We start from the raw sequence: 19,599 nt of genomic DNA, 5'->3' as shown, positions 1-19,599 counted from the left end.
TCCCTAATTTAAGACGTTTCCTATTGAACTATCTTTCTTATCGCTTCTTCCGTTCAAAATAGACATGCAACTTATAGGTACATATTTGTTCTGTCATTTCATGAAGTATTTCCTGATCAGCTTCGTTAACGCTGAAATTAATACCAAATTGTTCGCCGTCAAAGAATAAAAGCCCATCGTTTCCTACCCATTTTTCCATGGGCATGGTAGCAATTAAGCGAGCAACACCTTTCTCATCATAATTCCACAGTTTTTTTGTATTGTTGCTGGAAAAGTCTATATGCTTGCGGTATTCTTTTGTCATGAAAAAGCGGTGAAAGTAAGGCGCCACTTCCACTGGTGTAATGGGTTTTAGCCACTCAGCCGAGCCCTTTTCTAGTAAATACATCAGGATGACCATTTTATAGGATTTGGTCATGGGTTCTTTTTCCACTTTTTTTAGCCAAGCATAATGTTTTTGGTACACATTAGTTTCGTGTTCTGTCAGTTCGCCATATTGCTTTAAAAATGCAAAAAAACCGCCGAAAGCCTGATTATACTCCTTAGCATTCACGGTGCCATTCAGGTGGGCTTCTGTGTATGTCGGACGTCTTCCCAGTTGTTCCTTGACGTCGATATAATCGTTGAAGACCCTTTCTTTCCGGGGACTGCGTTTTTTTCGTAGCTCTTCCAGCAGGTGAATAACATCCGTTTCTAAATGAATGCCGCATGTCTCTGGTACAATCGGTACAACATTTTTCCGGGCTGATGACGTTTTTGATGTTTGGTTTTGGTCCAGGACTTGAAGTTTGGTATCCGCGTGCCGGTAATTTCCGATAAGATCAATGATCACGCAGGAGTCTTTACCGGGAAAGTGTCGCAACCCGCGCCCAATTTGCTGGGTGAAGACAACAAGGGATTCGGTTGGTCGGACAAATAATAAGGTATCCACGGATGGAATATCCACACCTTCATTAAAAAGGTCAACTGTAAAGATGATATCAATCGCTCTTGATTCCAGCATGTTTATCGCTTGGTTGCGTGATATAGTTTTCGTTTCCGACGTTAGTGCGATTGACCGTGTTCCTTGACCCTCAAAATAGTTGGCTAAAAAAACCGCCTGCTGGATGGACGAGCAAAATACCAGTGTGCGTGATTGTTTGTACTGTATCCATTGATGATAAATGTAGCTAGCCTGTTCTGTCTTTAATTGACTCATCATTAGTTCATGCTGATCATAATGGTTGCCAAGCCAGCGTATGTCGGAATAGTCAACCGTGTCTTTTACACCGTAATAGGTAAAAGGGGAAAGCCAACCACGTTGTATGGCTTCGATAAATGACATCTCATAGGCAACATTCCCATTACAAAGAGCAAACACATCCTGACCGTCTGTCCGCTCAGGTGTCGCTGTCAATCCAAGTAAAAATGCGGGTTCGAAATAGTTTATGATGTTCTGATAGCTTTTAGCTGCGGCATGATGAAATTCATCCACGATTATTAAGTCGAATTCATCTGAGTCAAACCGGTGTAGCTGTTCTTGCATACTCAAGGTGAAAATAGATGCAAACAGCATATCGTGGTTTAGTTCTTTTTCTGCTCCGTAAAACAGGCCGCCGGATTTTCCGAGGATACGTTCAAAGCTCTTTTTTGCCTGCAATAAAATTTCCTCTCGATGAGCTACAAACAATACTTTGTTAAATTGCTTAGCTAAAAATGCTGCCATGTATGTTTTGCCGAGTCCTGTTGCCATGACAACCATGGCTTTATTGTATTCTTCCTCGATTGTATTCTGGAGTGCTTCCAATGCTTCTTTTTGTGCCTGCCGCGGAACAACCCTTGTTTCGTAAGCTGGGGACGTTTCCTGTATGTAATCCGGCTGCTCGCTTGTATCCATATCAGGAAGAGTAAGTTCAATTTCTTCCTGTCTGGTCCAGTTAGAGATAAGATTCGCATGATTGGCGTGGAATTGATCATATTCCTGTTTATATATTTTAAATGACTCTGCATTAACACGAGTGGTTTGGCTGGCGTAAAATGATTCGATAAATGTATTCATCGCAGTTTCAAATGTCTCAAAAGATGCATTGCGCTGCATACGCAAATTCCATTCCATACCATTTGTGAAAGCTGAACGGGACATATTGGATGAACCAACGATAAGTGCGCCTTCTTCCCGATGCTTGAATATGTATGTTTTTGGATGAAAAGCGATGCCGTTGCTGCGCCATAGTCTGATTTCAATGGTATCGCCTTCTAATTCCAGCAATTTGCTGAGTGCTTCAGGCTGTGTGACATACAAATAATCTCCGGTTAATAATTTGATATCAGCTCCGTTAGCAAGCGCATCCTGAAGGGCTTCATATAAAACATCGACACCGGTTTTCATTATAAAGGAACTGATAATATAAATGGTGGATGAGTTCTGAATATCTTGTTTTAACTGTTGGTGGAGCTGTTTGGTATGCAGGGAAATATCGCTCATGTATCGTCAACCTCAATTAAATAAATTTTATCGTCAAAGCCTCCTCGTTTGCGAGCCTTTTCTTGACGAATAGCTTCTACGTTTTCTATCGAAGCGCCATGCGTTTTTGAAAGAGCATGCATAATCTCCAGAATATCCGCCAGTTCCTCCAAGGAGTCCGCATCGGTTGAAGCATCCTGATATTCAGCCACTTCCTCGTGTAATTTTGATTTCAATTCGGCTATGTAATGATTGCTATCCAAAATGTCAGTTGTAGCTTGTTTTCCGTCCCTTTTGATAATCTCCGGGATGCGGTCGCGTACGAGTTTATTGTAAGTCGGCATGAGAAACATCCTTTCCGGTATTTCTGAGTTTATTGTATAGAAAAGGCGGAGGGCGGGCAAGTAGGGGGGAAGAGAAATTTTCTGGGCTCAACGTTTATGACGTGACAATAATTACCATTCACTATCCGTTTTGATCTGTCATTTGACATAGAAGAGTTCACATGGTATTTAATAGATTGGGAATTATCACTCGGAAAAGGAGAGTGCTAAATAGCAGAAACAGAAAACGAGCGTACAATATAAGCAATCATTTTTATTACATAATTTTCAAAAGGAGTGATCACGGATGGCTGAGAAACAATTTAAAGCGGAATCGAAACGGTTATTGGAACTGATGATTAACTCTATTTATTCACAACGGGAAGTGTTCCTGCGGGAGTTGATTTCCAATGCGAGTGATGCCATCGACAAAGTTTATTATAAGGCGCTGACCGATGACTCTATCCAATTTGACCCGGCCGATTACTATATTAAGATTGAGGCTGATAAAGATAATCGGATCTTAAAAGTCATCGATACCGGAATTGGTATGACTCAAGACGAACTGGAATCCAATCTTGGCGTTATTGCCCAAAGCGGATCATTGTCATTTAAGAATGAAAATGAAATGAAGGATGGCCACGACATTATCGGGCAATTTGGTGTCGGGTTTTACGCTGCGTTTATGGTTGCCGATGCTGTCACCGTCATCACCAAGGCGTACGGCAGTGATGATGCCTATAAATGGGAGTCACAAGGCACGGACGGTTATACGATTGAGCCGTACGAAAAAGCTGAAGCAGGTACGGAAATTTATATTAAAATGAAGGAAAGCACGGATGATGAAGATTATGACCAGTACCTGGACGAGCAGACGCTGCAAACCATCATTAAGAAATATTCCGATTTCATCCGTTATCCGATTAAGATGAACGTGACAAAAAGCGAGCCGAAAGACGAGGAAAGCGATGAATACGTTGAATATACCGAGGAAGAAACGGTCAACAGCATGGTGCCGATTTGGCGAAAAAATAAAAACGAATTGACCGATGAGGATTATGAACAATTTTATCAGGAACAATGTTTTGGCCATGATAAACCACTGAAGCATGTGCATCTTCAAGTGGACGGCAACGTTCGTTATAACGCTATTTTGTTCATTCCGGAAACCGCACCATTTGACTTTTACACACAAGAGTATGAAAAAGGGTTGCAGCTGTACTCAAATGGCGTACTGATTATGGAAAAATGCGCGGACTTGCTGCCGGATCACTTCAGTTTTGTAAAAGGTATGGTGGACTCTGAGGATTTATCGTTAAATATTTCACGCGAGATGCTTCAGCATGACAGACAGCTTAAACTGATTGAGAAAAACATCAATAAAAAAGTTAAACAACAGCTTCTGCAGCTGCAGCAGAATGACCGTGAGGCATACGAACGATTTTATGACTCCTTTGGCCGTCAGTTAAAGATTGGCGTATACAGTGATTTTGGTGCCAACAAAGAGACGTTGCAGGATCTGTTAATGTTCTATTCATCCACGGAAAAGAAATTGGTCACACTGGATGACTATGTTTCACGAATGAAAGAGGATCAGCCGTATATCTATTATGCTGCAGGGGAGTCTCGCGATCGAATTGAAAAGCTGCCGCAAACCGAACTGGTGGCAGATAAAGGGTATGAAATTTTATATTTCACGGATGAAGTGGATGAATTTGCCATTACCATGATGGCAAACTATAACGATATCGAATTCCGCTCGGTGTCCAGTGGTGATTTGGGCATTGATTTGGACGAAGACGATCAGCAAGCTACCGAAGAAGCCGATGCGAATAAAGCGCTGTTTGACGAAATGAAAACGATTCTTTCTGACAAAGTAAAAGAAGTCCGTGTTTCCAAGCGATTGAAATCTCATCCCGTCTGTCTGACAGCGGATGGCGACATCTCGTTGGACATGGAAAAAACGTTGAACATGATGCCGAACAACCAGCAAATAAACGCGGAAAAAGTGTTGGAAATAAACGTCAACCACGATATATTCGACTCATTAAAGCAGGTATATAATCAGGATGAGGAGACGTTCAAATTGTACACAAATTTATTGTACAACCAGGCCCTCCTGATTGAAGGATTGCCGGTAAACGATCCGGTCACCTTTACCAACGATATATGTAAAGTCATGGTTTCATAAATCATGTGAGATGGGAACGGAGCTAATTAAGCGGCTGCCGTTCCCATTTTTGTTGGAAGGTGGGGAAAAGGCGCCTGGTCTGAATTTAAGGCGTTGTTACCACTAATTTCCCTCTTGCATGCCTTGTTTCGGTTTTTTGAAGTGCCTCCAACCCTTGTTCAAATGGGTATTCCTTTTCAATAACAAGCGTGATTTTTTCATTTGCAATGTCGTGTGCAAGCTTGACGACATCGTTTTGGGTATCGGCATGGTGGCCCATTTGCTGAACCGTAATACCTCGTTCGCCGTCGAGTTGATCACCTGATACGGTAATGATTTTCCCACGGTCTTTCACAACGGGCATACTGTCTTTTCCTGTCCCTGGTTGAATGGCTAAGGCTGCTGTGACACCGCCATCTCCCCATTCATTGACTTGCTTTTGCCAGTCCGGATCATGGTAATCGACCGTTTTTTCCGCGCCGAGCGATGTCATATAATCATGATTTCTTGCGGAAGCGGAACCGGCCACATGAATGCCTTTGGCTGCTGCCAGCTGGATGACAAAGGTACCAATCGCTCCGGACGCACCAGCGATAAAAAGGTGATCGCCTTTGTTAAGGTCCAGTGCGCGCATACTTTCCAGTGCTGTTTTTCCGGCAACAGGAACCGCTGCCCCTTGCTGGAAGGTGAGATGGTCGGGCATGGGAATGAGTGCCGCCGGACGGGCAACAGCATACTCAGCCCACGCACCGCCTTTTGGTTGCAGGGTTGTTGTAAAAATGACCCGGTCCCCGACGGTAAAATCGTTCACACAATGACCTGTTTGCACAATGGTGCCTGATCCCTCTGTGCCGATTGGATAAGGAAAGTCTATATCTCTCGGAATAAAATATCGATCGTGAATACCGACACCGAATGCTTCCACTTTTATAAGGACCTCATCATCGTTAACGGATGGTATCGGAACGTCAGCGATTTCTACGTCATTGCTGCTGGCATTGGTTCGTACGAATGCTTGCATCGTTTGCATAGTTGTATGCCTCCTTCAGTTGGATGTGTTGCTGCTCAATTGAAAAGCGTCGGCAAGCAGGGAGAACGATTGGTGCCGCGCTTCTTTATCGGTAATCATATTCAAAACCATTAGTTCGTCGATTTGTGCGTCTTCTTGCAACTGCATAATTTGTTCTTTCACTGTATCCACGCTACCAATGATAAACCGTCCTTTATTTTGCTGGCGCACCATCTCTTCTTCCTGCGTGTACGTATGAGCTGCAGCTTCTTCCAGCGTTGGTGGGGCATATTGAAATTGGCCGGTTCCCCAACGCACCCATTGCAGCTCAGCCGGTGCTGCATAGTAAGCCGCTTCTTCATCCGTTTCAGCGCATACGACGATAATGGACAAGATGCTGTACGGCTCACTCATGAATTTGGACGGTTGAAACTGTTTCCGATAGTTTTGCAGAACCGGAACGGCCCAATCCGGATTGATCTGGCCGGCAAACGCATAGCCAAGTCCGAACTGAGAAGCGATTTGCCTTCCACCGTCACTCGAGCCAAGCATAAATAGCTCCGGTTGCAGTGAACGATCAGGCGTTGGTGTAATGTTGGCAAATGGGTGATCATCCCGAAAATCTCCTGTAAAATAGGCGAGCAACTCGTTTAAAAGTTCGCCGGATTGATCGCTGTTGACGGCCTCACGGGAGCGACGCAATGCTAGAGCGGTCATTCCGTCGGTCCCCGGCGCACGCCCCATTCCGAGATCAATTCGTCCCGGGTGCAACCCCTCCAATAAAGAGAAGTTTTCGACGACTTTAAGCGGGCTGTGATTCGGTAGCATAACACCGCCGGAACCGATACGGATATGTTCGGTCAATGCCGCTGTGTGCGCTGCCAGCAAGTCCGGTGATGTACTTATCTGGTGTTTTGTATTATGATGTTCCGCGAACCAGTAACGCGTGTATCCAAGCTTGTCTGCCAATTGAACAAGTTCTGCCGAGTTATTTAATGTTTGCGTTACCGATTCGGCGTTGTAAATCGTTGCCAAGTCGAGAACGGACAGTTTTAAACCATTCTCGTTTGTATGTCCACGCATAAGATGGCCTCCTTGGGAATGGATGTAAATAAGGATACGTTCTATTAAAGAGAACACACCGAACAATGTCAAAGAAATGGTTTCAGTTGGTGCATAGAATGATCGCATCCAACAACTAAAAAACGCCTCTCTGCATACCAACAGCAAAGAGGCGTCGATGTCTTACCGGGTCAAGCCATCATAGAGAATGTCGAGATTATAGTTCAAATATTTAACGTACGTGTCCACTTCTCCGCCTTCTTCCTCAATCTCATCGGAATAGATGGGTTTGTCGTAAATCGGGATGCCTGATTCCTGGGACACGGTTTCCATCGGTCTTGGGTCAACGTTCGATTCGACAAATAACGCCGGTGCATCATTGTCTTCAACAAAGGATACGAGATTTTTAATTTGCTCGGGTGTTCCGTTCTCCTCTGTATCAATTTCAAAAACAAAGCCTTCTTTCAAGTCATAGGAGTCCGCGAGGTATTGGAAAGCCCGCTCACTTGTTACGATAATACGGTCGTCTTCTGGTATTTCGCTCAATTTTTTCTCATAATCTTTTTCAATCGTTTTCAGTTTATCAATATATGCGGCAGCTTCTTCTTTATATTGTTCTTCCCGGTCCGGATCCACTTCAATAATCGCATCACGTATGTTTTCGGCCATTTGAACACCGGCGCTCGGATCAATAAAGGCATGCGGGTTAACTTCCTTTTTCTTATCACCGCCACCGATATACATCGGGTCAATTCCATCTGTTACGCTAAAGACATTGTCCTTATCCTGACCGACAGAATTGATCATTTTGAAAAACCATCCTTCTTTTCCACCTTCCAGATTCATGCCGTTGTAAAAGAGAACGTCGGCATCGGTTGCGTGTTTAATATCCTCAGGCAATGGTTCATAATTGTGCGGATCGGTTCCGGTTGGCACGAGGTTGTGGACCTCCACGAGATCGCCGCCAATTTCTTCTGCTAAATCCTTGATAATCGTAAATGATGTCACGATTTGTAGTTTGTCATCGCCATTGTTTCCATCATCCCCTGATGCACTTTTTTCTCCGCCACACGCAGCTAGAATGAGCAAAGTGCCCATAACGACTGCCATTAATAGTTTCCTCATTTCCTGGTCACTCCTTAATCATATAGTTTAATTACCGAGACGTGCTCGTTGTTTATTGATTTGCAACTTGCGCCAAACGACTCCCTGTTTGGGGGCGAATAAAAACACAATGATAAAAATGCCGGTTGTGGCCATGGCAATAATTGGTCCTGAGGGTAAGTCGGTCATATTGCTGATGTAGAGTCCGAGTACCGACGATAGGGCACCGAAAAATGCCGCCAGACCGATCATGGTTGATAGTCTGTTAGTCAGCAGATAAGCGGTTGATGCAGGTGTAATAAGCATCGACACAACTAGAATAACGCCGACTGTCTGCAATGATGCTACTGTTACCAGCGTCAGCAAAATCATGATGCCGTAATGAATCATTCGTGTTTTCAATCCATAGGCTGCGGCCATCGTTTCATCAAAACTGGATACAAGAAGTTCTTTGTAAAATACGAACACGGCTGCCAGCACGATGATGCCAACAATGATCGTCAGCCACATATCTGACGGGCGAACTGCCAATACGTTACCGAACAGGATTTGGGTTAAGTCGGTGGCGCTTTTGGCTATGGTGATCAGAACGATACCAAGTGCAAACGCCGCTGAAAATACTAAACCTATGGATGCATCACTCTTAACCCGGCTATTTTGATTGATAATACCGATGCCCAGTGCTGTTAACACGCCAGTGACAACAGCTCCGTAAAAGTAGTTGATGCCAATCATGTAGGAAATGGCGACACCGGGAAGGACCGCATGAGAGATCGCATCTCCCATCAAAGCCATGCCGCGCAGCACGATAAAACTACCGATGATGCCGCATATGATACCGACAATAACGGATGTGATGAATGCCCGGCGCAAAAATTCATAGTTAAATAGATCCTGGACAAATTCCATCACATGCCACCTCCAGCTATTGCCAGTGGCATCCCGTAGGCTTTTTCCATATTCTCCATTTGAAACACCTGTTGTACTGGTCCGGCACCGTACAGTTCTTTGTTGATGAGAATGAGTTCATCGAAGTAATTTTCGACCTTTGATAAATCGTGGTGAACGACAAAAATGGTTTTTTTACGGTCTTGTAACTCCCGAAGTTTATTGATAATGATTTCTTCACTTCCTACATCAATCCCTACAAACGGTTCATCAAGAAAGAAATAGTCAGCATTTTGTGCTAATGCCCGTGCTAAAAATACCCGCTGTTGCTGGCCGCCGGATAACTCACCGATTTGTGATTGAGCAAATTCCGCCATGCCAACCTGTTCCAGACACTCCATAGCCCATTCTTTATCGGCTTTTTTCGGCCGATGAAACAGGCCAAGCTTCGGGTAAGTTCCCAGTAACACGGTGTCTTTGACGATAATAGGGAAGTCCCAATCGATATTGGATCGCTGTGGAACATACGCTATTTGTTTGCGCACCTTATTCAGCGAGCAGTCTCCAATAGTGATTTGACCACCGTCGTATGGAATCAATCCGAGCACAGCTTTCATCAATGTTGATTTGCCCGCCCCATTTGGTCCAAGGATGCCAATCAGATTGCCGGTTTTAAACGAAAAACTGACATTCTTGAGAACTTCCTTGCCGTAATAGGAAACGTGTAACCCATTTACGTTAATTGCCTGCTGCATCATTATTTTCCCCTCCTAAAAATAGTGTGTAATACAAACATCATTTTACGACTGATATAAAGTTTCCTATGTGCAACTTTTAGTTAGTATAGTACATTTTTAAGTGGAAGTAAACACATTTTTCAAATTTCTAATGGTTAGTTAATGCTGGAGGATGGCATTTGGTGAACGATGTTCTGATGAAACTGAAGAGAGGACGGTCGGCACATTGTAAAATAACGAACAATGTCGCACTGTTTGCTAACTGAAAAAATGTTTATGATGATAGTCATAATGTGACCGATAAGTGTCAAGTATGGAAGTTTAAACCATTCATCTGTGTTTCTTGTCTATAAACAAATGTGATAAACTATAAAACGTAACATAGAAAAGGAGAGAGACAACATGCTTTTAAAAAATGCAAAGCTGTATGGGCATGAAGGCAGATGGGATATTGCGATCAATCAAGGCATTATACAATCGATTACTTCCGCGGATCAAACGGCAACAATAGAGGATGAAACTCTGGATTTGCAAGGAAAAATGGTCTTGCCGCCATACGTGGAGCCACATATCCACCTCGACTATGTGCTTACTGCCGGTACGCCGAGATGGAACACATCAGGTTCGGTATTTGAGGGCATAGAAATTTGGGCCGAACGAAAACAATTAATACAAGAAACAAAAGAAGATATTAAAAAACGTGCGAAACAGGCCATCCGCATGCAGCTTAAACATGGTGTCCAGCACGTTCGAACACACGCCGATGTCAGCGATCCGTCTTTGACAGGTTTAAAGGCTCTGCTTGATGTGAAGGAAGAGGTTAAAGATTATATGGACATTCAGATTGTTGCCCTTCCTCAAGAGGGACTTTATACGAAACCGGAAGGCGAGTCATTGCTCATTCAAGCGCTGGAAATGGGAGCGGACGTTGTCGGCGGCATCCCGCATTATGAACTGACACGCGACGATGGCGTTCGTTCCGTTCATAAAATCCTCGATCTCGCGCAAGCATACGAAAAACGTGTCGACATTCATTGCGATGAAATTGATGATGACCAGTCCCGGTATTTGGAAGTGTTGGCCGGTGAAGCATGGAAACGAAAGATGGGGTCTCGTGTAACAGCCAGCCATACAGCAGCCATGGCCACCTACAGCAATGCTTACACCTATAAACTTTTCCAGACGCTGAAAAAAACCGGCATGCATTTTATCGCCCTGCCGAAAGCAAACCTGCATTTGCAGGGACGTTTTGATAGCTTCCCCGTTCAACGTGGCGTGACACGCGTGAAAGATATGCGTGAAGCGAACATTAACGTCTGTTTCGGTCTCGATTCCATTCAGGACCCCTGGTATCCGCTCGGTGACGGCAATTTGATGCGTGTCGTCGAGATGGGGTTGCACGCGTGTCATATGACCGATTATGAGCATATCGTAACGGCTCTTGACTTAATCACCATCAATGGTGCGAAAACACTTGGCATTGAGGATGGGTATGGTGTGGAAAAAGGCAACCGCGCCAATCTAATCGTCCTGGATACGGAATCCGAATATGAAGCGATCCGTACACAGGCACCGGTGTTGTATTCCATCCGGAATGGTGACATTATCGTCACAACTCAACCGTCTGAAACGACTATGGCTATTTAATTGGGGATTTCTTGATAACATTTCTAATGCCACATACTTAATGAGAGCAATGGAGAGATGCGACTCATTGTCGTGTCTCTCCATTTTTGTAATGGAAACGACGACGTAATCTTTTAATTCGTGGGTAAAACTTGATAAATAGGCATATATGTTTATTAACATTGGAAATTATCCAATAATTAAATTGAGCGATAATTAATGCAAGAATAGTGCTATATGCTCTTTATTCCTGTGGGATACTGATTTGGGTTGTACCAGCCCTTTTGTTATTATTAAATCTAGTTATTGCAAATTACTGGTTATTCCGACGTTAATCCTCGTCTGTGGATGATGGATGGTTTACTGGTAATTGCGCCATAATTGTCCCATGTCTTGTGCTATTAGGATCATAAAGGGCATGGCGATAAAAATACAAAGAATTTGGGGGGTTTCACTATTTTTACAAATAGTAAATTTAAGTTAGGATTGATAGCATTTGTTTTAATGCTTACGTTGTCGATGCTTTTAGCTGCATGCGGCGATGATGGTGAAGCGAACGGCGAATCGGATTCGTCAGGTGACGGCTCCGATAATGGCGAAGAATCAACTGAGGAGCCTGAGACTGAGGGGCCTGAGTTAGGTCAGAAAGAGCTCACCGAACCGTATGTTGCTTGGGCCAGAGAAACTGTCAGTACTGAGATGTTAAAACAATTGCTTGAGAAAGCCGGCTATACGGTTGAAAAGAAACAGGTTGAGGCCGGTGCCATGTTCTCGAGTATGGCTGATGGGTCTGCTGATTTCCAGACATCCACATGGTTGCCTGCGACGCACAAACCATACTGGGATAAATATGGTGATAAACTCGTTAAGGTGAATCAAGTGCTGGACGAAGCTCCATTGGCATTGACTGTTCCAAGCTACATGGACGATGTGAATTCCATGAAAGACTTGAAAGGAAACGAAGAACTTGGCGAATCTGTTGGATGGGAAATTACAGGCATTGATCCGGGCGCTGGCATTATGCAAAATACCCAGGATGCTTTCAAAGAATATGGACTGGAAAATTGGGAATTGCTGGAGAGTTCAGAAGCGGCTATGATTACTGAATTGAAGTCTGCCATCGAAAATAAAGAGCCAATTATCGTTCCACTTTGGAAGCCACATTGGGCGTTCGGTGTCATGGACTTGAAGATGCTTGATGATTCCAAGAAAGTCTATGGCGGGAAAGGTGACCAGATTTACACGGTCGCCCGCAAAGGGTTGAAAGAAGATGCGCCACGGGCTTACAAAGTTATGGAACAATATGATGAAAGCTACGATATGATTAACAAACTGATGCCTAAAGTCCATCAAGAGGACAAACCTGTTGAAGATGTTGTTAAAAACTACCTTGACAACAACCAGGATAAAGTGGACAAATGGCTAGACGGTATTCCAACCGAATAATCGATGACTGAAAACAGGGCTGTTGAATCAGCCCTGTTTTCGTTTACAGGGACTACGATATATGGAATAAATGAATCCCTTTCGTCCTGTGTTTTTATCAGGATTTTTGTGCCCATGAAAAGCTGCCGCCGAATACATCCCGGACGTCATGAACAACGACGAAGGCTCGCTCATCCACTGAATTAATGATGCGTTTCAGTTTCAACAGCTGGTATTTGCTAATAATGATGTACGCCATGTCAGCATTTTCTTTCATATAGCCGCCGTATCCCTCGAAAACAGTTGCACTTGTTCTCATATGTTGAACCACTTCATCAGTAATTTCCGGAGCATAAGCGGATATGATGCTGACAGCTTTACGTGTATCCAACCCTTCTATAATGAGATCTGTCGCTTTTTTTCCGACGAATAGCGATATAATCGTATACATGGTATTGAGCGGCCCTATAATAAACAGGCCTGACCCGACAATGATGGTGTCGAGCACAAAATTTGTTCGCGTTAAATCCCAGTCCAGGTTGTAATGAAGCATTCGGGCAATAACGCTTGTTCCTCCCATGGAACTGCCGGTGCGGAAGATCAGTCCTGTTCCAATGCCAATAAAAAATCCGGCAAATATGGCCGACACCAGCGGATCTCCCAGGGACTCACCAATCCCTTCTGTTATATAGATGAAGAAGGAGATGAGCGGTGACGTGACAATCGTTAGCATAACAGATCGTTTCGGAAGGACACGATACCCGATGAGAATGATAATGGATGCCAGTATGAAGTTCACGATACCGGGTGAAAAGCCGAATGCATAGTGGGCGATCACGGATATTCCGGTAAGGCCGCCATCAGCCAAATTGTTTGGAATAGCAAGAATCGTGAGTGCCAAGGCATACATAAGCGTGCCAACAATAATAAAAATGAGGTCCCTGAGGAGATGCGCCATGATTCCCCCTCCTTTTTCCTTAGTATTTCCATTATTTAAACGGTTTATTTGCCGTTTATGAATGATGGCTTATAACATGTGATATAGAGTTTACCGTTTCATTCGGTCTTACGCAAATAATTTAGGAACGGGATTCCTGATCTCGTTTTCCGTCCCTGAAAAGTGACGCTTTCGTCCAATGAGTGCCTATCTTGTCTTTGTTTAATGATCCGTTAAACAGGGTACAATCACAAAGAACACAATATGCCGCAGAAGGGAGTTGTGTCCACATGGCGGACTATACGATAAAATTGCTGAAGAAGGAAGAGATTGCTGACGAAACGATGGCGTTTCACTGGGAGATGCCGGACGATTTTTCATTTAAGGCCGGTCAATTCGGTGATTTTACATTAATTGAACCTTCCGAAACAGACGAGGAAGGAAATACGAGAGCTTTTTCGTTTGTGAAAGGGCCGTCCGAAAATGAGTTGGTGACGGCGACCCGCATGCGTGATTCGGCATACAAACGTGTGCTTGGGAACCTGGAACCCGGAAATGAAGTGAAATTGGATGCACCGCATGGTAATTTCACATTGCATAAAACCGAATCAACGCCGGCGGTATTTGTCATTGGCGGTATTGGGATAACGCCGGTGCGGAGCATGATTGCTGAAGCGCTTCATAAGCAAACCGATCATCCTATCACGCTTTTTTATTCGAATAAAACACCGGATAATGCCCCGTTTCTATCTGAATTGGAAGAGATGGCACAAAAACACGATCACTTTACATTAATCCCTGTCATGACAGGGGATGATATTGGTGAATGGAGTGGCGAAACGGGACACATCGATGAAGCCATGCTGAAAAGGCATGTAACGGATGTGGCTAACCCCATTTATTATTTGTCCGGACCATCCGATATGGTGCAGGATATGTATGAGTTGCTTGAAGATGCTGGCGCTAATGAGGATAATATTCGTATGGAAGAATTCTCCGGATACTAAAATAAAATAGTGTCTTTTATAGGAAAGCTCGCTTAGGATATTTCAGATGCAGGATCAATTGTTTGGCTCCTGCATCCGATATACAATACGCCGCTATACCTCATTCGGTTGTCGCATAAAAGGAGGGACATTTTGTGCGCCGATCATGCGGACGTAGGTAAAAAGCTGCCCCTTATGGTGAATTTCATGATCGATGGCGTTGGATAGCCAGTATGTACCCGGTGCCCGAACACTTTGGAACAAAATATAACCCTTAAGTTGAAAGTCAAAAATTGATTTAATTTCTTCTTTTGTATGTTCAGTATACCGTTCAACAATTGTGCGGACATCGGTCATCGTTTTATAATGATTTTCCGTGGCCGGTTCACTAAATTCTCCTTGCTTAATGCCTTGAATAAACATATCGGTTGACGTGACAATGTGAATCGCGAGTTCTCCGAGTGACATAGCCCCGTCCCATGGTCTGTAATCCACATCATCATCTGTTGTCTGTGCAAGCAAATCATCAAGTACCATGCGATGTTGCAGCCATCCCTGAGCCACATCATCCATACCACTGCTCATAGTAATCCCTCTTTTCAATTTGGTATTGGCTTAAGTATAACGTTTGTACTGGTCAATGCCTATTGTTTTGCACGGCCGGGATTTTATCTACTCGCGTCAGTATTCCCTAAGTGCTTTTCTTGCTAAATAATCGGCATGGGTGTTCTGTTTTTCTGGGATCCATTTCATGAAAACATGCGGGAAATGATCTGCTGCTTCCCGGAATTGGTTGAGAAAAGGAAGGAAAGCCCTGTTTTTTGTAAAATTCTTTTCCACAATGTCGGCAACGATCTTGGAATCAGATCGAAGTGAAATGATTTCGCCGTAAAAATAGTTGCTGCAAATCGTCATGGCACGTAAGACAGCATGAAATTCGGCCTCATGGTTGGACATTTTTCCTAATAAAAAAGAATGTTCGTACGTTTCACCATGTGCTTTGATGACAATACCGGCTCCGCTTAATCCTGGATTCCCCTTGGATGCGCCGTCTGTATAGACTTCTATCAATCTGCATCTTCCTTATTCGTATTTTAGGATATGTTTCGCTATCTTTCCCTTTTATCTTACCGTCTTTGTTCCGGAATGAAAAGATATGAATAACGTGGGAAGATACAACAAATAGTCGATAGAGTATGCTTCAGTCTGTCCCTGTTTGTCGGGGTATGCTATGATAATTATGTTGTAATTTTAAAAATCTGTAAACAACGGACATGGGATCAAGCACTGTCCGTTCGTCGTCTGAAGGAGTTTTGCAATCGTGGAATTGAATTTTGAGGAATCCTTGCCACTGCATGTTCAATTAAAGCATATTATAGAGAGACAGGTGGAAGACGGAGAGTTGACGGGCCAGATACCGAGCGAGCGCAGTTTTATGGAAGATTATAATGTCAGCCGGAGCACTGTTCGAGAGGCGATAAGTACCCTCGTCCGGGAAGGGGTTTTGGAGAAGCGGCACGGAACGGGAACGTTTGTATCCTTAAAACCAATTCATGAGTGGCTTGGCAATTTGAGCAGTACAACCGAGACGATTAAACAAATGGGCATGGAACCGGGGGCTACATTAATCACTTATTATAAAATGGTACCTTCCCCTGATATCCAGGAACAAACAGGGTTCGAGGAAGCGTATTTTATTAAACGCGTGCGTTATGCAGATGATATTCCGATCGGCGTTGAATGCCATTATTACCCTGTTTCGATCGGGGAAGCACTGGTGCAATATGATTTAAATGATACAACATTATACGAAATTGAAGAACAAGAGCTCGGTATTTGGTTTGCAGAGGCGAGCCAAATCATTGGTACAGCCGCCATCACTGAAGCGGATTCTATTTACTTAAATGTGCCCGCACACACCAATGTATTGCACGCCAAACGCATCATCAAAGATTTGGAAGGTCATATTATTGAACTGGAAAACGCTTATTACCGTAGTGATATGTATAATTTCAAAATTAATCTGTCACGAAAATTCGGCTGACGACGCTTCATAGACGGCATCAGCCCGTGACAGCTCCCAACCCTTGTTCTTCTCGGTATGGATTTTTACGCCGTGCGGAAAAGCATGGTGGAATCGAATCGAACAATTTATGAAAAAGTATAATAAGTCTCATTATATTTTCAAATTAAAAAATTAAGAAAATGGTTGAAATCATTTGGTTTATTATATACAATTAAATTAAATCGAATCACTGGTACGGACGTCATGATCTCGAAACGCTTTCATAACGACGTCAACTCTTGCCTATCGTTGGTTCGATGAATCGGCTTCATGATTCTGTGGTAGAGCCGGGAGAAAGACATTGGAAAAGGGGTTTTGCTTGTCAATCGGCTGTAAGCAGTTACCATTCGATTCATGAAATAAGCAGGGAAACAGGTTCTGTTCATTTCTTAGGGGGACAGATAACCTTTTCCATACGGTTGAAATAAGATTAAACAAAGGGGGATGGAATAATGAAAACGGAAGAAGAACTGAACAATGTGTCAGCAGCAAAAGACTCGCATCTTTGGAATGCCATGCATAAATACGACCCTGACGCTAAAGCCATGGTCGCAGAATCGGGGGAAGGGTCGTGGTTTAAAGATGAAGATGGAAACGAATACCTTGATGGGGTCTCTGGTCTTTGGTGTGTGAATATTGGGTATGGCCGGCAGGAAGTTGCTGACGCAGCTGGAGAACAAATCAAACAGTTGTCGTACTTTCCGCTCACCATGAACCATAAACCGGCTATTCGGTTGGCTAACAAAATAAGTGAATTGCTCGGTGCGGATTACCAGACCTTCTTCTCCAACAGTGGATCGGAAGCAAATGAAACAGCTTTCAAAATTGCCCGGCAGTATCACATTCAGACAGACAACCCGATGAAGTATAAAGTCATTTCCAGATACCGCGCTTATCATGGGGCAACCCTTGGTGCGATGAGTGCAACGGCTCAAGCTAATCGCCGCGTTAAATATGATCCGGCTGCTCCAGGATTTATGCATGTGGCACCGCCATACAGTTATCGCTCACTGTATCCAGGCACACCGGAAGAAAAAGACTTGGCCGCTGCAGATGAGTTGGAAGAGAAAATTAACTGGGAAGGCGAAGAAACTGTATCCGCGGTGATCATGGAACCGTTCATTTCAGGTGGGGGCGTCATTATTCCTTCCGTGAAATATATTGAACGTGTCTCGGAAATCTGCAAGAAATATAATGTTCTGCTCATTATGGATGAAGTCGTTTCCGGTTATGGACGAACAGGTAAAATGTTCGGGTTTCAACATGCGGAAAACGTGGAACCGGATATTGTAACACAGGCAAAAGGATTGACAAGTGGTTATTTGCCGTTGGGGGCAACCTCGGTTAAGAATGACATTTACAAAGTCTTTAAACAAGAAGGCAAAGATAATTTCTTCCGCCATGTATCTACGTATGGGGGTCATCCCGCAGCTTGTGCAGTGGCTCTGGAGAACATCAGAATCGTTGAAGAGGAGGATCTTGTCAATCGCGTCGATCAACTTGGTAAAACCAAACTGGCAGAGTTGCATGACCTAACGGAGCACAAAAATGTCGGTGAAGTTCGTCAAAAAGGCTTTTTGCTCGGTATTGAACTGGTTGAGGACAAAGAATCCAAAACACCATTATCCGAAAAGAAAGTCGGTGATGTTGTCGGTCAATGTAAACAAAAAGGACTGATTATTGGTAAAAATGGAGCCACCGTCCCGGGAGGCAATAACATCCTTATTATTGCACCACCATTTTCCAGCACCGAGGATGATTTGGATTTTATCACTAAAACGGTCAAGTCAGTCATTCATGGTTTGTAAATAACAATACTTGACTGCATAACAAATCACCCGGATGGGCGGGTCATGTATATGAATTATGAACGATTGAAGACCTTTATCACGGTTGCGGAAAGAATGAGTTTCTCAGAAGCGGCTAAGTTATTGTTTGTAACACAACCAACGATTACGTCACAAGTGAAAGCGCTCGAAGAAGAGTTGAACACGAAACTGTTTGAGCGAACGACGAAAAAAGTGGAGATGACGTCATCAGCGAAGGTTCTCTTGAAATATGCCAGGGAAATAGTGCAGATGAATGAATCGGCTCATAAAGAAATCACGCAAATGGAAAGCGATTCTTACGGTGAGTTAAGCATGGGTTGCAGCCTGACCATTGGGGACTATTTTCTGCCGTCATTCTTAAAGCGTTTTAAAGAGACTTATCCATTGATACAGGTTCAAGTAAGTATTGCCAATTCCCATTCCATTGGAAAACTCATTAAGGATCAATGGATTGATGTTGGATTGATTGAAACGCCAATTCAGGATGACCAGCTGCAAATAAATCCGTTTTTGGAAGATGAACTGGTTTTGATTGCTCCACCTGGTTATTTCTTGACCAATGAGCCATTGTCTTTGCAACAAATCCAGCAGGCTCCGATGATTTTTAGAGAGGAGGGGTCTGGGACACGTGCAGTTGTCAATGATTACATGGAACAAGCGGGGCTGACAGACAACAACTTGAACATTGTTCAGGAACTTGGAAGTACTGAGGCTATAAAAGCTGTTGTTGAATCGGGTTTGGGCGTTTCATTTCTATCAAAACATGCCATCCGAAAAGAACAGAGATTGGGGCTTTTGGATATCTATTCGGTTCATGGCCTGGAAATGAAACGGAACTTCTATATCGTTCACCGCGAACATCATGTGATGAAATCGACAACGGAATTGTTTCTGGACACACTGTGGACCATTGCTGGTAACTTGGAAAAAAGACACATGACCGATCCACTTGAAAAAATAGGGACACTGAACTCATAGAATTTATTTAGGAGGTA

The 19,599-nt window shown here is 43.6% G+C and carries 17 protein-coding genes; 7 read left to right on the top strand and 10 right to left on the bottom strand.

What is annotated here, in order from left to right; all coding sequences use genetic code 11:
* Positions 1–37: 37 nt before the first annotated feature.
* Positions 38–2,464: a DEAD/DEAH box helicase family protein gene (locus ACZ5Q7_RS00290; RefSeq protein WP_343754066.1), complete on the bottom strand. Its 2,427-nt coding sequence runs from the start codon at positions 2,462–2,464 to the stop codon at positions 38–40.
* Entirely contained in the window at positions 2,461–2,787 is a 327-nt protein-coding gene (locus tag ACZ5Q7_RS00285) for a nucleoside triphosphate pyrophosphohydrolase (protein ID WP_343754064.1), read from the bottom strand. Before ACZ5Q7_RS00285 ends, ACZ5Q7_RS00290 begins: the two co-directional genes overlap by 4 nt.
* A 286-nt stretch (positions 2,788–3,073) precedes the next feature.
* Between ACZ5Q7_RS00285 and htpG the strand changes: the two genes are divergently transcribed.
* Positions 3,074–4,957: a molecular chaperone HtpG gene (gene htpG, locus ACZ5Q7_RS00280; RefSeq protein ID WP_343754062.1), complete on the top strand. Its 1,884-nt coding sequence runs from the start codon at positions 3,074–3,076 to the stop codon at positions 4,955–4,957.
* An 85-nt stretch (positions 4,958–5,042) separates the two neighbouring features.
* Here the strand turns inward: htpG and ACZ5Q7_RS00275 are convergent, their stop codons facing one another.
* The 5 genes from ACZ5Q7_RS00275 to ACZ5Q7_RS00255 all read right to left on the bottom strand — a co-directional run bounded on the left by ACZ5Q7_RS00275 (position 5,043) and on the right by ACZ5Q7_RS00255 (position 9,754).
* On the bottom strand, positions 5,043–5,966 hold the full coding sequence (locus ACZ5Q7_RS00275; RefSeq protein WP_343754060.1) for an NADP-dependent oxidoreductase: 924 nt from the start codon (positions 5,964–5,966) through the stop codon (positions 5,043–5,045).
* Between the two features lie 15 nt (positions 5,967–5,981).
* The gene (locus ACZ5Q7_RS00270) at positions 5,982–7,028 is read right to left on the bottom strand and encodes an LLM class flavin-dependent oxidoreductase (protein WP_343754058.1); all 1,047 of its coding nucleotides are present in this window, start codon (positions 7,026–7,028) and stop codon (positions 5,982–5,984) included.
* Between the two features lie 162 nt (positions 7,029–7,190).
* Complete coding sequence (locus tag ACZ5Q7_RS00265; RefSeq protein ID WP_343754055.1) at positions 7,191–8,132, bottom strand: metal ABC transporter solute-binding protein, Zn/Mn family; 942 nt, start codon at positions 8,130–8,132, stop codon at positions 7,191–7,193.
* Between the two features lie 27 nt (positions 8,133–8,159).
* Complete coding sequence (locus ACZ5Q7_RS00260; RefSeq protein ID WP_343754222.1) at positions 8,160–9,020, bottom strand: metal ABC transporter permease; 861 nt, start codon at positions 9,018–9,020, stop codon at positions 8,160–8,162.
* Positions 9,020–9,754: a metal ABC transporter ATP-binding protein gene (locus tag ACZ5Q7_RS00255; RefSeq protein WP_343754220.1), complete on the bottom strand. Its 735-nt coding sequence runs from the start codon at positions 9,752–9,754 to the stop codon at positions 9,020–9,022. Before ACZ5Q7_RS00255 ends, ACZ5Q7_RS00260 begins: the two co-directional genes overlap by 1 nt.
* Positions 9,755–10,138: 384 nt before the next feature.
* On the opposite strand from ACZ5Q7_RS00255, the gene codA reads away from it, so the two are divergent.
* Together codA and ACZ5Q7_RS00245 are read left to right on the top strand one after the other, a co-directional pair.
* Positions 10,139–11,383, top strand: a complete 1,245-nt coding sequence (gene codA / locus ACZ5Q7_RS00250) for a cytosine deaminase (protein ID WP_343754053.1) — start codon at positions 10,139–10,141, stop codon at positions 11,381–11,383.
* A gap of 483 nt (positions 11,384–11,866) precedes the next feature.
* On the top strand, positions 11,867–12,808 hold the full coding sequence (locus ACZ5Q7_RS00245) for a glycine betaine ABC transporter substrate-binding protein (protein WP_343754051.1): 942 nt from the start codon (positions 11,867–11,869) through the stop codon (positions 12,806–12,808).
* A gap of 97 nt (positions 12,809–12,905) precedes the next feature.
* On the opposite strand, the gene ACZ5Q7_RS00240 is transcribed toward ACZ5Q7_RS00245, so the two are convergent.
* The gene (locus tag ACZ5Q7_RS00240; RefSeq protein ID WP_343754049.1) at positions 12,906–13,745 is read right to left on the bottom strand and encodes a YitT family protein; all 840 of its coding nucleotides are present in this window, start codon (positions 13,743–13,745) and stop codon (positions 12,906–12,908) included.
* Positions 13,746–14,014: 269 nt separating this feature from the next.
* Here ACZ5Q7_RS00240 and ACZ5Q7_RS00235 point away from each other — a divergent pair, with 269 nt between their 5' ends.
* Positions 14,015–14,731: an FAD-dependent oxidoreductase gene (locus tag ACZ5Q7_RS00235; RefSeq protein WP_343754047.1), complete on the top strand. Its 717-nt coding sequence runs from the start codon at positions 14,015–14,017 to the stop codon at positions 14,729–14,731.
* Between the two features lie 93 nt (positions 14,732–14,824).
* Here the strand turns inward: ACZ5Q7_RS00235 and ACZ5Q7_RS00230 are convergent, their stop codons facing one another.
* Together ACZ5Q7_RS00230 and ACZ5Q7_RS00225 are read right to left on the bottom strand one after the other, a co-directional pair.
* On the bottom strand, positions 14,825–15,295 hold the full coding sequence (locus ACZ5Q7_RS00230) for a DinB family protein (RefSeq protein WP_343754045.1): 471 nt from the start codon (positions 15,293–15,295) through the stop codon (positions 14,825–14,827).
* Positions 15,296–15,391: 96 nt separating this feature from the next.
* A complete protein-coding gene (locus tag ACZ5Q7_RS00225) occupies positions 15,392–15,781 on the bottom strand; it encodes a reverse transcriptase-like protein (RefSeq protein ID WP_343754043.1) in 390 nt (129 codons plus the stop codon).
* A 250-nt stretch (positions 15,782–16,031) separates the two neighbouring features.
* Here ACZ5Q7_RS00225 and ACZ5Q7_RS00220 point away from each other — a divergent pair, with 250 nt between their 5' ends.
* From ACZ5Q7_RS00220 to ACZ5Q7_RS00210, 3 genes are all read left to right on the top strand, one after another.
* Complete coding sequence (locus ACZ5Q7_RS00220) at positions 16,032–16,754, top strand: GntR family transcriptional regulator (protein WP_343754041.1); 723 nt, start codon at positions 16,032–16,034, stop codon at positions 16,752–16,754.
* A 473-nt stretch (positions 16,755–17,227) separates the two neighbouring features.
* A complete protein-coding gene (locus ACZ5Q7_RS00215; protein ID WP_343754039.1) occupies positions 17,228–18,583 on the top strand; it encodes an aminotransferase in 1,356 nt (451 codons plus the stop codon).
* Positions 18,584–18,628: 45 nt separating this feature from the next.
* Positions 18,629–19,582 carry a selenium metabolism-associated LysR family transcriptional regulator gene (locus tag ACZ5Q7_RS00210; protein ID WP_343754037.1) on the top strand — a complete coding sequence of 318 codons (954 nt, stop codon included), beginning with the start codon at positions 18,629–18,631 and terminating at the stop codon, positions 19,580–19,582.
* The last annotated feature ends 17 nt before the right edge of the window (positions 19,583–19,599 follow it).

The organism is Lentibacillus halophilus, from assembly GCF_055395055.1.
The sequence above is the reverse complement of the archived record's forward strand: the minus strand, read 5'-3'. Positions and strand labels throughout refer to the sequence as shown.

Excerpts from the sequence above, each read along its gene's own strand:
- ACZ5Q7_RS00290 (WP_343754066.1), bottom strand. The coding sequence starts at position 2,464 with ATGAGCGATATTTCCCTGCATACCAAACAGCTCCACCAACAGTTAAAA.
- ACZ5Q7_RS00285 (WP_343754064.1), bottom strand. The coding sequence starts at position 2,787 with ATGCCGACTTACAATAAACTCGTACGCGACCGCATCCCGGAGATTATC.
- htpG (WP_343754062.1), top strand. The coding sequence starts at position 3,074 with ATGGCTGAGAAACAATTTAAAGCGGAATCGAAACGGTTATTGGAACTG.
- ACZ5Q7_RS00275 (WP_343754060.1), bottom strand. The coding sequence starts at position 5,966 with ATGCAAACGATGCAAGCATTCGTACGAACCAATGCCAGCAGCAATGAC.
- ACZ5Q7_RS00270 (WP_343754058.1), bottom strand. The coding sequence starts at position 7,028 with ATGCGTGGACATACAAACGAGAATGGTTTAAAACTGTCCGTTCTCGAC.
- ACZ5Q7_RS00265 (WP_343754055.1), bottom strand. The coding sequence starts at position 8,132 with ATGAGGAAACTATTAATGGCAGTCGTTATGGGCACTTTGCTCATTCTA.
- ACZ5Q7_RS00260 (WP_343754222.1), bottom strand. The coding sequence starts at position 9,020 with ATGGAATTTGTCCAGGATCTATTTAACTATGAATTTTTGCGCCGGGCA.
- ACZ5Q7_RS00255 (WP_343754220.1), bottom strand. The coding sequence starts at position 9,754 with ATGCAGCAGGCAATTAACGTAAATGGGTTACACGTTTCCTATTACGGC.
- codA (WP_343754053.1), top strand. The coding sequence starts at position 10,139 with ATGCTTTTAAAAAATGCAAAGCTGTATGGGCATGAAGGCAGATGGGAT.
- ACZ5Q7_RS00245 (WP_343754051.1), top strand. The coding sequence starts at position 11,867 with ATGCTTACGTTGTCGATGCTTTTAGCTGCATGCGGCGATGATGGTGAA.
- ACZ5Q7_RS00240 (WP_343754049.1), bottom strand. The coding sequence starts at position 13,745 with ATGGCGCATCTCCTCAGGGACCTCATTTTTATTATTGTTGGCACGCTT.
- ACZ5Q7_RS00235 (WP_343754047.1), top strand. The coding sequence starts at position 14,015 with ATGGCGGACTATACGATAAAATTGCTGAAGAAGGAAGAGATTGCTGAC.
- ACZ5Q7_RS00230 (WP_343754045.1), bottom strand. The coding sequence starts at position 15,295 with ATGAGCAGTGGTATGGATGATGTGGCTCAGGGATGGCTGCAACATCGC.
- ACZ5Q7_RS00215 (WP_343754039.1), top strand. The coding sequence starts at position 17,228 with ATGAAAACGGAAGAAGAACTGAACAATGTGTCAGCAGCAAAAGACTCG.
- ACZ5Q7_RS00210 (WP_343754037.1), top strand. The coding sequence starts at position 18,629 with ATGTATATGAATTATGAACGATTGAAGACCTTTATCACGGTTGCGGAA.